This is a genomic window from Moheibacter sp. (assembly GCF_049672845.1).
In the GTDB taxonomy this organism is placed as follows: domain Bacteria; phylum Bacteroidota; class Bacteroidia; order Flavobacteriales; family Weeksellaceae; genus Moheibacter.
Window position 1 is genome coordinate 1 of the sequence record NZ_JBATWT010000007.1, and the last position, 13,516, is coordinate 13,516.

13 protein-coding genes and 1 tRNA gene are annotated in these 13,516 nt (G+C 37.5%); 8 read left to right on the plus strand and 6 right to left on the minus strand.

All coding sequences use genetic code 11. The features are described 5' to 3' along the window. Positions 1-76: 76 nt before the first annotated feature. Positions 77-895 (minus strand): hypothetical protein, encoded by an 819-nt coding sequence (locus tag WBF63_RS02195; protein ID WP_424368060.1) that lies wholly within the window; start codon positions 893-895, stop codon positions 77-79. An 84-nt stretch (positions 896-979) separates the two neighbouring features. Here WBF63_RS02195 and WBF63_RS02200 point away from each other — a divergent pair, with 84 nt between their 5' ends. The 3 genes from WBF63_RS02200 (at position 980) to WBF63_RS02210 (ending at position 2,787) form a co-directional block, all read left to right on the plus strand. Beyond that, positions 980-1,318: a helix-turn-helix domain-containing protein gene (locus WBF63_RS02200; protein ID WP_424368061.1), complete on the plus strand. Its 339-nt coding sequence runs from the start codon at positions 980-982 to the stop codon at positions 1,316-1,318. A gap of 184 nt (positions 1,319-1,502) precedes the next feature. Further along, complete coding sequence (locus tag WBF63_RS02205; protein ID WP_424368062.1) at positions 1,503-2,273, plus strand: alpha/beta fold hydrolase; 771 nt, start codon at positions 1,503-1,505, stop codon at positions 2,271-2,273. 82 nt (positions 2,274-2,355) lie between these two features. Then, positions 2,356-2,787, plus strand: coding sequence for a DoxX family protein (locus WBF63_RS02210; RefSeq protein WP_424368063.1), 432 nt, complete (start codon positions 2,356-2,358; stop codon positions 2,785-2,787). A 79-nt stretch (positions 2,788-2,866) separates the two neighbouring features. On the opposite strand, the gene WBF63_RS02215 is transcribed toward WBF63_RS02210, so the two are convergent. The 4 genes from WBF63_RS02215 to WBF63_RS02230 all read right to left on the minus strand — a co-directional run bounded on the left by WBF63_RS02215 (position 2,867) and on the right by WBF63_RS02230 (position 8,968). Then, a complete protein-coding gene (locus WBF63_RS02215; protein WP_424368064.1) occupies positions 2,867-3,640 on the minus strand; it encodes a T9SS type A sorting domain-containing protein in 774 nt (257 codons plus the stop codon). Between the two features lie 126 nt (positions 3,641-3,766). After that, a complete protein-coding gene (locus WBF63_RS02220) occupies positions 3,767-4,909 on the minus strand; it encodes a hypothetical protein (protein ID WP_424368065.1) in 1,143 nt (380 codons plus the stop codon). A 60-nt stretch (positions 4,910-4,969) separates the two neighbouring features. After that, positions 4,970-6,154 carry a hypothetical protein gene (locus WBF63_RS02225; protein WP_424368066.1) on the minus strand — a complete coding sequence of 395 codons (1,185 nt, stop codon included), beginning with the start codon at positions 6,152-6,154 and terminating at the stop codon, positions 4,970-4,972. Positions 6,155-6,184: 30 nt separating this feature from the next. After that, positions 6,185-8,968, minus strand: a complete 2,784-nt coding sequence (locus tag WBF63_RS02230; protein ID WP_424368067.1) for a TonB-dependent receptor domain-containing protein — start codon at positions 8,966-8,968, stop codon at positions 6,185-6,187. Positions 8,969-9,153: 185 nt separating this feature from the next. Here WBF63_RS02230 and WBF63_RS02235 point away from each other — a divergent pair, with 185 nt between their 5' ends. Together WBF63_RS02235 and WBF63_RS02240 are read left to right on the plus strand one after the other, a co-directional pair. Beyond that, positions 9,154-9,828, plus strand: a complete 675-nt coding sequence (locus WBF63_RS02235; protein ID WP_424368068.1) for a response regulator transcription factor — start codon at positions 9,154-9,156, stop codon at positions 9,826-9,828. 10 nt (positions 9,829-9,838) lie between these two features. Beyond that, positions 9,839-10,891: a sensor histidine kinase gene (locus WBF63_RS02240; protein WP_424368069.1), complete on the plus strand. Its 1,053-nt coding sequence runs from the start codon at positions 9,839-9,841 to the stop codon at positions 10,889-10,891. A gap of 37 nt (positions 10,892-10,928) precedes the next feature. Here WBF63_RS02240 and WBF63_RS02245 read toward each other — a convergent pair. Next, positions 10,929-11,001: transfer RNA gene (locus WBF63_RS02245), tRNA-Gly, on the minus strand. Between the two features lie 181 nt (positions 11,002-11,182). Here WBF63_RS02245 and WBF63_RS02250 point away from each other — a divergent pair. Genes WBF63_RS02250 through WBF63_RS02260 form a run of 3 tightly spaced genes read left to right on the plus strand, consistent with a single transcriptional unit; the run spans position 11,183 to position 13,482 of the window. After that, the gene (locus WBF63_RS02250; protein WP_424368070.1) at positions 11,183-12,535 is read left to right on the plus strand and encodes a hydroxymethylglutaryl-CoA reductase; all 1,353 of its coding nucleotides are present in this window, start codon (positions 11,183-11,185) and stop codon (positions 12,533-12,535) included. 39 nt (positions 12,536-12,574) lie between these two features. Continuing rightward, the gene (locus WBF63_RS02255) at positions 12,575-13,003 is read left to right on the plus strand and encodes a pyrimidine dimer DNA glycosylase/endonuclease V (protein ID WP_424368071.1); all 429 of its coding nucleotides are present in this window, start codon (positions 12,575-12,577) and stop codon (positions 13,001-13,003) included. Next, positions 12,988-13,482: a YkgJ family cysteine cluster protein gene (locus WBF63_RS02260; protein WP_424368072.1), complete on the plus strand. Its 495-nt coding sequence runs from the start codon at positions 12,988-12,990 to the stop codon at positions 13,480-13,482. The genes WBF63_RS02255 and WBF63_RS02260 overlap by 16 nt, the downstream gene beginning before the upstream one ends. Positions 13,483-13,516: the final 34 nt, after the last annotated feature.

Genomic DNA, 13,516 nt, shown 5'->3' on the forward strand with positions numbered 1-13,516 from the left:
TTCATGCTCCTTGAGTACTTGGCTGATTTGTGTTTCTGTAAATCTTGACTTTTTCATCTCTAATAACAGTTTAAATTTATAAATTTTTATAATATTTTAAACTGTCGGAGTTTTTGGGGGATTTACAGTCCCATTCAAATCCAGTGATTTTGGTACCGTATAACACAATCTTTTTGCAATCTGAACACGTCGATATACTTTCAACGTCATAGTTTTCATGTTGTTCCCAAGAATTGTAAAAAGAACCTCCATACCACTCAGAAGTAATATCTACAATACTTGGTCTTGGTTGACTATCATTTCTAGTTTGTGAAACATACATTCTGACTCCCCTTTCTCCTAATGTCGTCCAAAATTTTATTTTGTAATGAGTCACTCTCTTATCTCCATTTGTGTCTTGAACATTTACAAGTTGACCCGAATTTCCATAATTCACATTTCCGTAGATATAATCATAGGCATCCAGTAAGTTATCAAAACTAGGCAAATCACTAGGTGGATTTTCAATTTCAACCCAATTTCCTTCGCCAAAAAATCCATTGATATATTCTTCAAATTCGCTACCTCCACCATAATTAGGATCTGTAGGGAGACCCGGACCGTGAATAGGGCCTTCGCCGTCCCAGTCACCACCATTACCACTGCCTCCCCCTTCTCCGGGACCGGGACCTGGACCACCAGGACCTGGCCCTGTGCCTTCTCCGCCACCACCACCAGAGCCTGGTACTGTGTAACAATGTATAGTTATATCATAACCAATAATTTGCCTCCCCATACATGTATTACAATCATAAATCGGCTCAACACTGAAAGAACAAATCATAAGTGATGACCTTTGTTCTGTAACTGTATCTCCCTCTATGCTTACCATTGACAATTCTCCTTCATACGGCAAATACTCTCCGCTTTCGTGGGCAGCTTGCCATTCGGGTGTAGGATTATAATGAAAATATTGGTTTTCACAAATTTTTAAGAAAAAATGGAGTTTACCAATCGGAAAATTGATAATTCTAACCGGAAACCCGATATTGTTATGGGAGTAGGCATCAAAATAAAACGTCTAAGAGAGGAAAGAAAGATTTCGCAACCGGAGCTAGCAGATCTTTTGGGCATTTCGCAAAGCACACTGAGCAACATAGAAAGCGAAAGTTCTCAAAAAATAGATTTCCATTTGATGGAAAAAGTTTGCAAGGTATTTGACAAAGATTTCAGCTATTTTGTAGATGAAACTATTAAGAATACAATTAAAGAAAACAACGGAAATGTTGGCACGGTTGGCGTAAACCACGGAACCATAAATCTTCAAAAATCTTATTGAAACAAATAAATCCAAAGATTTAGAGATCCACGAGCTGAAAAGACGTTTAGGAGAAAAACCGGATTAGCTACCCAATTCAAAATCCTTTTCTTTTGTGTAACTTTGTGCCTCCTTCGTGTTCTTTGTGGTAAAGACCGTTTTTGAAACCACAATGCACACAAAGAATTTTTTTACAAAGTTCACTATGACACAAATCCTTCACAGTAAAATCGTTGGCGACAAACCCCAACATCTTTTGATATTACACGGATTATTTGGTCAATCCGATAATTTTGCAACGCTCGCCAAACAGTTTGCGGAACATTACAACGTTCATGCGATTGATTTGCGTAATCACGGAAGAAGTTTTCATTCAGACGATATGAGTTTTGAAGCGATGTCTGAGGATATTCTGAACTATTTGAATCATCATCAGATTGAAACTTGTTATTTGCTGGGACATTCGTTAGGTGGACGTTCGGTGATAGAATTCTCATACAAACATCCCGAAAAAATAGAAAAACTCATCGTGGCCGACATGGCGCCAAAGGCTTATCCGCCGCATCATCAGGGAATTATAAAAGCTTTGAATTCCGTAGATTTTGATAAAGTAGAAAAGCGTTCAGACGTCGAAGAAGTGCTGAAACAATACATTCCGGAAATGGGAACCCGTCAGTTTTTACTGAAAAATGTTTACCACGTAGAAGACGGAAAATATGCCTTCCGATTCAATCTGAAAACGCTTACCGATGCTTACAATGATATGGTGGGCGGGAATTTGACCAATGGGGTTTTTGACAAACCCACGCTGTTTTTACGCGGTGAAAAATCGGATTACATTCAGGATGCTGATTTTGAATTGATCAAATCGCATTTCCCAAATTCGGAAATCAAAACCATTCCCAACTCGGGACATTGGGTTCATGCAGAAAATCCCAAAGCTTTTTTTGATTTTGTGGTTGAGTTTTTAGGTTAAAAAAGACAAAGTCTGCAATTTTTGAAATTGAAAATCGTTTTGATTTTAATTTTTACCTTTACTTTTAAAAAATTTCACTTTTATGAAAGTAAGATTATTCTCATCGGGCACTAGTGTTTCCAACGTAGATTTTACAAGCCTGATACTTCGTGTGGCAGCGGGAAGTTTTATGATTTACGGACATGGTGCCTCAAAATTTTCCAAGTTTTTTTCTGATGATGCCATTGAATTCATCGATCCCTTTGGCATCAGTGCTACGGCGACGCTCGGACTGGTGATTTTCGCCGAAGTGATCTGCGCAGTGCTTGTGATTTTTGGATTGATGACCCGCTGGGCTTTGATTCCGTTGATACTGACGATGCTTTATGCAGCTTTCATTGTGCATGGCGAGGATCCGTTTCGTCTAAAAGAAATGAGCTTGCTTTACTTCTTCATTTTTGTTGCACTAATGTTGCTGGGTCCGGGAAAATATTCGCTTGACAGAATGCTTAGAAGAAGAAGAGAAACAATTTAAATTAACATATAGAAATAAAAAATCCCGGTGCTTCGAGAACCTCAGCAACCGGGATTAATATTTTAATCAGAATCGGAAATTATTTTTTCACGATTTTCTGAGTAGTTGTAGCGTATCCGTTTGTTACTTTTACTACGTAAACTCCTTTTGCCATAGCAGAAGTATCGATGCTTCCTCCGTTATCAACACGGTTTGAAGAAACCAATCTTCCTTCCATAGTATAGATGTTTACGGTTGCACGCTCAGGCAATACAAGGGTTAATTTGTTTGTTACAACAGTATTCATTTTCACTTGGTCAGCGAAATTGTTCATGTCAGTAACACCCATAGAACCTTCTACACCAGCTTTGATGTTGTCAAAAGCAGCATTTCCTCCTGTATAAGCTCTGAAAGCAACATCCAAACTTACAGCACCTGTACCTGCAGGCATAGTAGCTGTATGGAATGTCCATTCTGTAGCAGTTGGAAGATATCCGTTATTTGTTCTGAATGGATCTTCTTCAGTTGCGTCTGTTGTGTAAACACCAGCTCCTTCAGCATCTCTGAAGATACTCCAGATTCTTGCATCAGTGTCATCACCTGAAGCTTTGTACCAGAAAGAAATCGTGTATGATTCACCTTCAGTCACAGGAACATTTTGAAAGAATCCAGTTGTTGCTGTTGCAGCTATGTAAGCTACATGCTTGTCTCCGTCTTGAGAATTACCTGAAACGACTTCAGGAGCTGTGTAAGATGATGTAGGACCTGCTGCCCAACCCTCTAAATCACTTTCAAAGCTTGGATTCGTCAATAAATTTTGTGCAGATAAGCTAACTACTGCCAAAACAGTCAAAGTTGTAAAAATTTTTTTCATTTCTCTCTTATTTGTTATAGGACTGCAAATGTACGCATTTCCTAAGAATTGCTTAATTAATAAATAGTTAATTTTAAAAAACCCTTCCAGTCCATTACTGAAAGGGTTATTGTTTTTTGATAATGTTTATTTGATACTTATTTTCCTTGAATCATTTTCCGTTTTGAAAATATAGATTCCTTTTGGAAGATTTCGCTTGATGTCATTTAGTTGATATTCATCCTTTATAATATGTGACTCAACCAAATTTGTATTTGAATCATATATTTCCAAACTGTATTTATGAGTATGCCCAGGTTGATAGAAGAATGGAAATTTTAATATATTGTCTACTTCATTTTCTTCATCATATGCTTGCAAATAATCTATTTCAATTGCCATTTCATGATAGCCAGGCTGGGTGGAGTAAGGTAAAATTTTACCAAAATGGCCGGATGATGAAAGAGCTCCATTCGGTGGCATATAATAGAAATTAAAAGCAGCAAATTTAATTTTAGGACAATTTGGATATGTACAATTTGTACTTTTATAATAGCTAGCTTGCCAACTCACATAAGATTTCCCCTCTGTTCCTTGATTTTTAGCATATACTTCAACTTGATATTGAACATCCCCTAACGTTGGTATACTAGACTCGTTTGAGGAGTCATATACAATAGGGTATGAACCTCCATTTTGTCTTATTACCACTCTTTCTATTTTTAAGTTACCCGTGAAAGGACAACCAAAATTTGAAGAAGATCCCGGTTCATAAGGGCACTGATCTACATCGTCTATTACTCCATCCCCATCAGCATCAGTTATTGGTGCTGTATATTCAATTACTTTGGTTACCTGAGAATAGCCTACTCTTTGATATTTTGCGACTAAAACAAACTTTCTACCCGGAATTCGTATGGGACGGTTATTGGTGAAATTAGAGTTTATAATTGACCACATCTCTTTATTTCCCCAAAAAGGATATTCTATGGGAAACTCAAAGTCGTTATCCCATTGTATAAAACATATTCGGTTACTTTCAGAAACTGATTCGTAGTATAAATATAACTCTAGTGACTTATATTTACCTTTAATGTCAAAGTTAAAATATATTTTATTTTTATCATTTGTTGAATTTGAATGGTATAATTTTGTAGGATTATTAGTTATTTCCAAGTTTTTAATATCAATAGTGGTAGTGTTAAAAGGAATGCTTGGATTTGTGCTAAAACTTTGTGAATAGATTAAAGTAGAGAATATAGTAAATAATGTAAAAATATAAATCTTCATAATTAAATTATTAAAGCCCTCCTATAGAATTTATTATAAAAGGGCTATTATTAAAAATTTTTAGAATTGGTATCCTGTCCAACTAAATGCAGAAGTATCGGCTCCTGTGTTTCCTGATACTACATTTACAGTAGCATTATTTGCTCCCACTTTAATATCTGCAGCATCAACGTTTCCTGAAACAGATACAGAAATGTTTGTACTTCCCATAGCATCTCCTAAAGAGTCTGTACAATCAACGAAGTCTCCGGCAATCGTAGAGCTTGCTCCCCAAATTACCAAAGCATTTGTAATTGTTGCCCCGCTACCTCTTCTGATTTTAAAAATATCAGAAAATTCAACTGCTGCATTGTTAACAATTGTAAGACCGTTTACTGTAGGATTAGACTGACCTGTTTGTCCCGGTGCTAAACCGTCAAGGTTTCCGTCTGCTTCGATTCCACGAGGATCGGAAGAAACTGAATTATATCCTTCTTCTCTAATTGCGTAAGCATTTGTGATGGTTCCGTTATATCCTTGTGTCCAGTCAATCAAGTCATCCGTAGAGTTTACAACCAATAAATTGGTAACGTCCACTGATCCTCCAAAGAATTCAATTGTATCATCATCGTTATTAAAAACTGCAATATTATTAATTGTAGTTCCTTTTCCTACTCCATAGAGTGTAAGACCGTTAAATTCTTTTTCATCATTGATTCTTGCTCCTGAATACTCAATAATAACGTGAGAAAGAACTCCTGAATTATCATTTGTGTTATCTCCTCCATAAAAGAAGTCAACAACCTCTGTTACAGCTGATCCACCTCCACTTAATGGTGCATATCCCATAATCATAATTCCACCCCAGTCACCTGCAGCTGGAGATGAAGCATTTGATGTAAATCTAATCGGTGCTGAAGCCGTTCCTTGAGCATCAATTTTTGCCCCTTGTTCAACTGCCAAATATACATTGGATCCTCCTGCAACTGCTTTGAACGTAGTCCCCGGATTTATTTTCAATGTGTAAGGAGCTTGTACTACCAAATCACCTGATAACACATAGTCTCCAGCCGGCAATTCAATGTTTGCTCCAATTTTTCCTTTTAAAGCAGATGCATTAAAATCAGGGTCATTCAATGAAGTAATAATCCCGTTTGCAGCCCCATCACCATTATCTATTGGCGATGTAGAATCATCGTCACCGCTACATGCTATAAATAAAGCTGCGATAACTGTTAGCATTAAAATTCTTTTTCCTGTGTTCATAATCTCAAATATTTATTGTTTTTAAAATGTTTACATTGACCAACTTATTCCGAAACTAAACGTCATTCCTTTTTTATAACTGCCCAGTAAAGTATCGGTTTTTTTTCCATTAACATTTGTCTCCTGTGTAAGTTCAAAGTCAGGGTCTAAAATGTTTCTTACGGATAAACTCAATCCTATTCCGCTTTTCTTAAATTGAATTCTATTTACAAAATCCAATGTTGGAATGCTTTTTTCCACAATGTTTTCATTTTCTGAAGTCCCGATGGAAAAAATCTTATCATAGAAATAATTAAATACAGCTGTAGTTGTAAAATCAACTCTATCTCCAGATAGATTATAGCTCAAATCTGAATTAATTAATAGTGGCGAAGCTCCTTCTAATTGGTCTTTCTCATTGGTAAACAACACCGTAAGTCTATCCTTATCCGTGTCTTCCAGTTTCTGTTCCGTATATAAATACGATAAATTTAGCCCAAATGAAAGGCTCTGTTTGTCCATTTCGCCATCTCTTTGAAAAATGTTTTTTCTGACTTCGATTTCGACTCCGGTAGCAAACGCATCCCCTGTATTAACATATGAAAGTTCATTTGCCGCAGAAGCAACACGAATTCGGTTGATTGGATTTTGAATTAATTTATAAAACCCTCCTACTGATAAAATTTCACCTTTTCTGGATAAATACCAATCATACTTCAAATCAAAATTTAAACTGGTTGCTGCCTCCAAATATGGATTTCCAAAGCTGGAAAAGTTTACATCTTCATAAAGAAACAGAGCCACTTCTTTGAACTGAGGCAATGTGTAAGTTTGACTTGCTGCCAATCTCAAAACGTTGTCATCGTTAAAAGAATATTTTAGGTTTAAGCTTGGTAAAAAATATGAATCTTCTATTTTCCCTTCAGGTACTGTCAAATCATTTACGCTACTCGATAAGTTGGTATCCCAATTTACGGTTTGCTCTACTGCCTCAAATCGAGCTCCGAGTAATGCCGTAAATTTAGAAGTGAATGGAAAAATCAATTGAGCGTATCCTGCGTAAATATTTCTTTCTCCCAAATAGTAGAATGGATCAAGTGCATTATCTCCTCTTCCTCTACCTGTAACCAAGTCAAAACCTCCGTTTTGTCTTCCTAAGGTCAAATATGTTTGATTAAACAACAAATCCGGATAATTTATATCCACCGGAATGGGTGTATTGAAATGGAAATTAAATTGTGTGTACTCAAATGTTCTTTCTGTATTTCTGAAATCACCCCCTAAGGTCAACACTTTTACCAGTTCACTTTCCGGATTGAATTTATAATTAAACTCTAATTTTCCTGTGATATCATCTTCTTCCAATGTCGAAAAGAAGCGGTTGTTTAATGCCGCAGAATTGGTTCCGATAACATATCCGTTCGTGCCATTATAATCATAATCATACGAATTGGTTTTTCTGTCAGGCTCTGAACCTCTCACCATATTATATCCAACTCCTAAATTAGCATCAAGTTTATTTGAGAATTTATATTCGACCAATAATTGATTTACAAACAAATTATTACTATTCATTTGTTGTCTTCTGATAAAAGAATTGGTTGCAAAATCGTTATCATTAACCCTGGTGGTATATCCGTTATAATCCCCAACTGACTGTTGATTATCATGAATATACAATGAATTAACGGCTATGCTTCTTCCGTTTCCGAACTTATATTTGATATTCCCCATAAGGGTTTGTGTGACAGAATATTCCGATTTCTGCACTTTCATATCTTGTCTGATTCCTCCTTCAGAATTAACTTGTCTAACAATTCCTTCCTGAAAATAGAAATCACTGTTATTTAATGCTACACCAAACAAAGACAATGAACTTTTCTCTCCAAACTTAAATCTTCCGCCTCCATAAAGCCCAAAATTAGTATTGAAAGGATGGCGTCTTTGTCTGGGTTTAAAATCCGTTTCAAATCCGTATGTCTGCAATTTAGAAATCGGAATATCAATACCGTTTTCCGGATATCCGAAATAATTATTGCCATCAGCAACTAACAAAGTATTTCCGGATAAATTTGTATTATATCCGTTCCCAGTAAAAACAGAAAACACGCCTTTTCTATCTAATTCTTTAGAAACGATGTCGATATTCGCTCCGGCTACATCACCATATAAATCCGAACCAAAAGTTTTATTGATATTAATATTATGAATAATGTCTGTCGTGAAAAATTCCAATGAAATATTTTTATATTCGGGATCTTCCGATGGTAACGGCAATCCATTTAAGGAAGTAGAATTATACCGATCTCCCAGACCTCTTACAAATACGTTCTTTACCCCTTCTTGTTTTGAAACTCCCGTTGTTTTTGTAACTGCTGTAGCAACATCGCTCACTCCTTTTCTGGATAATTCTTGGGCACCAATTGCTTGCTTCATTTCAATCGATTTTCTCTGCTCATTTAGAAGCGAAGATTCCGTCGATTTATTAACCTCTCCCACTACAACTGCTTCGCTAAGCTGCGTTGCAGAATCTATTGAGGTAGTAAGTACAGTTGAAAACTCAACGCGTTCCCCGTCATTTACCGTCAATATCTGGATTGTTTCATCGTAACCAATCGCTGTAATAATTACCTCATAAGTTCCTGCATCGACCTCCATTTCATAACTTCCGTCAGTATTTGTGAAAACCGAAAAAATAGTTCCCTCTATAAATACATCAGCTGTACTGATTCCTAGCCCGGATTCGTCCTTTACATTTCCATAGATCACTCCGGTAGATTGTGCTTTCAGAATACTTCCTGCCAAAAGCAATAGTGCAAAAATTAGTTTGTACATTTTTTCTCTTCAAAATTCTTTGCAAAGAACAGAAGCTTTGAGAAGTTTAAATTTGCCTCATCTTTAAGTTTTGTTTAACTTAACGTTACCAGGTTAATTTATCTTTAAATCTTTGTTAAGCCTTATGTTTGAGCCTAATTTTGAGAATTTTAGCTTAACTTTGCACACCGGATTGAGACGCGATTATGAAAAAAATAAAAATACTTTTAGTTGACGATGAGCCCGATATCTTAGAATTCTTATCCTACAATCTTGTCAAAGAAGGATACGAAGTATTTACGGCTTCTGACGGCGCAGAAGGAATTAAAAAAGCAAAAATCGAAAAGCCCGACCTGATTTTACTCGATGTGATGATGCCCGAAATGGACGGAATCGAAGCTTGTGCTGAAATCCGGAAAATCGAATCGCTGAAAAAAACATTGATTGTCTTCCTTACCGCACGAACGGAAGAATTCTCTCAACTGGCTGGATACGAAGCCGGTGCCGATGACTACATCACCAAACCGGTAAAACCCAAGGTTCTGATGAGTAAAATCAAAGCTTTGCTTCGTTTGAAATCAACCGACGAACAACAGCAATTAATTGAACTGGAAGAATTTACCATCGACAGAGAAACTTATAAAGTAACTTTCCGTGACGAAGAATTTATGCTTCCGCGAAAAGAATTCGAACTCATAGCACTTCTGGCTTCCAACCCGAAACGGGTTTTTAAACGTGATGAAATTCTTGAAAAAGTTTGGGGAAATGAGGTGGTTGTAGGCGGAAGGACCATCGACGTTCACATCCGGAAACTACGCGAAAAGTTTGGAAATGATCGGCTTTCCACCATCAAAGGTGTAGGATATAAACTAAATGCTTAGAATTTCCTGAATGGCTACGCCCCACCGTTGGTTCAACTCCTTTTTGTACGCACTCATCGGCGGTGTTATCATCTGGCTGCTGAGTTGGCTTTTTACAGCCGTTTTACTCAACAGACCTTTTGATTATTGGATTTCTCCGGGATTTATTTGGACCGGAATTCTGGTGGCTTTCCTGATTCCTTCGCTCGTCATTTTTGCCCTGCTTGGTATCGCATTTAAATCCTTTTCAAAACTGAATATTTCCCATTTGTATAATCTGGTTCCAGATTTAAATCCGCAAAATGCAGCAAAAGATTTTGAAGGATTGTCCGAACAGATTTCATCGCTGACCGATGTCAAAACCAAGGAAATCGATTTGCTGACCGAAAGGGAGAATTACCGAAGAGAATTCCTCGGAAATGTTTCGCACGAGCTTAAAACCCCACTTTTTTCCATTCAGGGATATTTACTGACATTAATTGAAGGCGGAATTGACGATGAATCCATTCGCGATAAATATTTAAACCGAATTAATAAATCGGTCGAGCGCCTGACTTACATTGTCAAAGACCTCGATATGATTACCGAACTCGAATCGGGAAGCGTAAAACTCGAACAAAAACCTTTCAATATTCTTGCCCTTACGCGCGAAATTTTTGATTTACTCGAAATCAAAGCCCAGAATAATAACGTCATTCTGAAAATCGAAAATCCCTTAGACGTACCGATTCGGGTTTTGGGAGACATTGAGAAAATAGAACAAGTTCTGACCAATCTCATTGTCAATGCAATTAATCATTCTGCAAAAGACGGCGCTGAAGTCATCGTTTCTTTCCAGACCCAAAGCGGAAAAATCAAAACCATCGTAAAAGACAATGGAATCGGAATCAAACCCGATCATCTGGAACGGATTTTCGAAAGATTTTATCGGATTGACAAAAGCCGAAGCAGAACCCACGGAGGCTCGGGACTTGGACTTTCCATCGTGAAACACATCCTCGAAGCACACGGTGAAAAAATCTTTGTGAAAAGCACCTACAAAGAAGGAACGGAATTTTATTTCTTTTTAAATAAATCCAATTAAAGTAAACAAAAAAGCCCGTGAATGTCACGAGCTCCAGAGCGGGAGACGGGACTCGAACCCGCAACATTCAGCTTGGAAGGCTGAAGCTCTACCAATTGAGCTACTCCCGCATTTTTTTACTAATTGCCTTGAACAATTATTCCGCGAATATACGGTTGAATTTATTTTTTTTCCAAGTTCTTCCTTAAAATTTCTAAAAAATTTTCTTTTGCCTTTTTAACAATAATTAACTTTAGAAGTCAAATCAATCAAAAACAGAATAGTTACTTTTGTATTTCAGAATTTCAAACTATGAATCACACGCCCGTGGAAGGTTTTTCCAAAATGTCAAAAGAAGGAAAAATCGAGTGGTTGGTAAACGAATACCTTGACGGTTCGGAAAATGCCATCCAAATCCTGAAACAATACTGGAACGAAGATCCTGCATTACAGCAACTTCACGATGAATTTTCAGAAAACACACTTTCCAATTTTTATATGCCGTTTGGCTTTGCGCCTAACTTTTTGATCGATGGAGAATTGCATTGCATCCCAATGGCGATTGAAGAAAGTTCGGTGGTCGCCGCAGCTTCCAAAGCCGCCAAATTCTGGATTTCACGAGGTGGTTTCAAAACCGAAGTTTTATCCAAAGTCAAACTCGGTCATGTGCATTTTATGTTCCGTGGCAACAAAGAAAAATTGGAACGTTTTTTCATCGAAACCGTTTTGGCCAAACTTTTCAAGGACACCGAAGCGATTACCAAAAATATGCAGGCCCGTGGCGGTGGAATTCTGAACTTGAAACTCGTCGATAAAACGGCTGAAATCGAAGATTATTTCCAGATTCATGCAGAATTTGACACCGTGGATTCCATGGGTGCGAATTTTATCAATTCCTGTTTGGAACAATTTGCCCAAACTTTGAAAAGAGAAATTTACGACAGCGAAAATTTCACTTCGGAAGAAAAAGATTCCTTGCAAATCGTGATGTGTATTTTGTCGAATTATACACCGGATTGCATCGTAAGAGCCGAAGTAAGTTGTCCGGTGGAAGACTTGGCTGAAGGCGATGTGACTTCAGAAGAATTTGTGGAGAAATTCAGCCGTGCCGTGAGAATTGCCGAAGTGGAACCTTATCGGGCTACCACGCATAACAAAGGAATTATGAACGGAATTGACGCTGTGGTCATCGCAACCGGAAACGATTTCCGTGCGGTGGAAGCCTGTGCGCATACCTACGCTTCCCGAAACGGAAAGTACAGCAGTTTGACGCATTGCGAAGTCAAAGACGGCGTTTTCCGTTTCTGGCTCGATTTGCCGATTTCGCTTGGAACTGTTGGTGGATTGACATCTTTGCATCCGCTTGTGAAACTGGCTTTGCAAGTATTGGGCAATCCAAATGCAGAAAAACTGATGGGATTTGTCGCCGTTGCCGGATTGGCACAAAACTTCGCAGCTTTGCGTTCGTTGGTGACCACCGGAATTCAGCAAGGGCATATGAAAATGCATTTGCTAAACATTCTCAATCAATTGGAAGCCACCGAAGAAGAAAAGAATTATTTCGTGAATTATTTCAAGGATAAAACCGTTTCGCATCATGCTGTGATTTCTGAATTTCTGAAACTTCGCGGAGTGAAATCAGTGGAGGAATTGAAGAAGAATTGATTGGTCAAAAAGATAATATTCAATTTACTAAAAAAATAAATGCGTCTCTGGTCCCTTCATCCAAAATATTTAGATGCAAAAGGTTTGGTTGCTCTTTGGCGGGAAACCCTTTTGGCCAAAAATGTATTGGAAGGAAAAACCAAAGGTTATCAAAATCATCCGCAATTGATTCGTTTCAAGGAAATGGAAAATCCGGTGGAAGCCATTCATCAATATTTGGCGGAAATATGGTTAGAAGCCGACAAACGCGGTTATAAATTTGACAAATCCAAAATCAATTGGGAATTTGTTCCGCAAAATATAAAAGTAAACGACGGACAAATGGCGTATGAATTCAAACATTTGCTTCGCAAATTGGAAATCCGCGATACTAGTCAATTTTATAAATTAAAAGATTTGGAAAGTATAGATCCGGCGGAAATATTTACTGTCATTCCGGGAGAAATCGAAAAATGGGAGATCGTTTAATCATTGAAAACCAACAGAAAGCCCAGCAAAGGCATTCCGAACATAAAAAGTTTTTAGGCAAAATCAAACAGAAACCGCCCAAAGATTTTGACCGGAAAATGCTGGAAATTCACGAGGAAGTTTTTGAGGAAATCGATTGTCTTTCTTGTGCGAATTGTTGTAAAACCACCGGTCCGCTTTTTACCCAAAAAGACATCGAACGATTGGCGGGTTTATTTCGGATGAAACCTTCTCAGTTCATCGAAAAATATTTAAGATTGGACGAAGAAAAGGATTATGTTTTACAATCGGTTCCTTGTCCTTTTTTGGGTTCTGATAATTATTGTTCGGTTTATGAACATCGTCCCAAAGCTTGTCGGGAATATCCGCATACCGACCGAAAAAAATTCTACCAAATCAATCATCTTACGCTGAAAAACACTTTGATTTGTCCGGCGGCCAACAAAGTCGTGGAAGAAATGATGAAGACTTTTAAATAAAGTCAAATTAATTTTTACATTTGATTCCATCTTA

What these genes read in the sequence shown, in the direction of transcription:
- WBF63_RS02250 (WP_424368070.1), top strand. Translation starts at nt 11,183, where the DNA reads ATGAATCACACGCCCGTGGAAGGTTTTTCCAAAATGTCAAAAGAAGGA.
- WBF63_RS02205 (WP_424368062.1), top strand. Translation starts at nt 1,503, where the DNA reads ATGACACAAATCCTTCACAGTAAAATCGTTGGCGACAAACCCCAACAT.
- WBF63_RS02215 (WP_424368064.1), bottom strand. Translation starts at nt 3,640, where the DNA reads ATGAAAAAAATTTTTACAACTTTGACTGTTTTGGCAGTAGTTAGCTTA.
- WBF63_RS02235 (WP_424368068.1), top strand. Translation starts at nt 9,154, where the DNA reads ATGAAAAAAATAAAAATACTTTTAGTTGACGATGAGCCCGATATCTTA.
- WBF63_RS02230 (WP_424368067.1), bottom strand. Translation starts at nt 8,968, where the DNA reads ATGTACAAACTAATTTTTGCACTATTGCTTTTGGCAGGAAGTATTCTG.
- WBF63_RS02225 (WP_424368066.1), bottom strand. Translation starts at nt 6,154, where the DNA reads ATGAACACAGGAAAAAGAATTTTAATGCTAACAGTTATCGCAGCTTTA.
- WBF63_RS02220 (WP_424368065.1), bottom strand. Translation starts at nt 4,909, where the DNA reads ATGAAGATTTATATTTTTACATTATTTACTATATTCTCTACTTTAATC.
- WBF63_RS02210 (WP_424368063.1), top strand. Translation starts at nt 2,356, where the DNA reads ATGAAAGTAAGATTATTCTCATCGGGCACTAGTGTTTCCAACGTAGAT.
- WBF63_RS02255 (WP_424368071.1), top strand. Translation starts at nt 12,575, where the DNA reads ATGCGTCTCTGGTCCCTTCATCCAAAATATTTAGATGCAAAAGGTTTG.
- WBF63_RS02260 (WP_424368072.1), top strand. Translation starts at nt 12,988, where the DNA reads ATGGGAGATCGTTTAATCATTGAAAACCAACAGAAAGCCCAGCAAAGG.
- WBF63_RS02200 (WP_424368061.1), top strand. Translation starts at nt 980, where the DNA reads ATGGAGTTTACCAATCGGAAAATTGATAATTCTAACCGGAAACCCGAT.
- WBF63_RS02240 (WP_424368069.1), top strand. Translation starts at nt 9,839, where the DNA reads ATGGCTACGCCCCACCGTTGGTTCAACTCCTTTTTGTACGCACTCATC.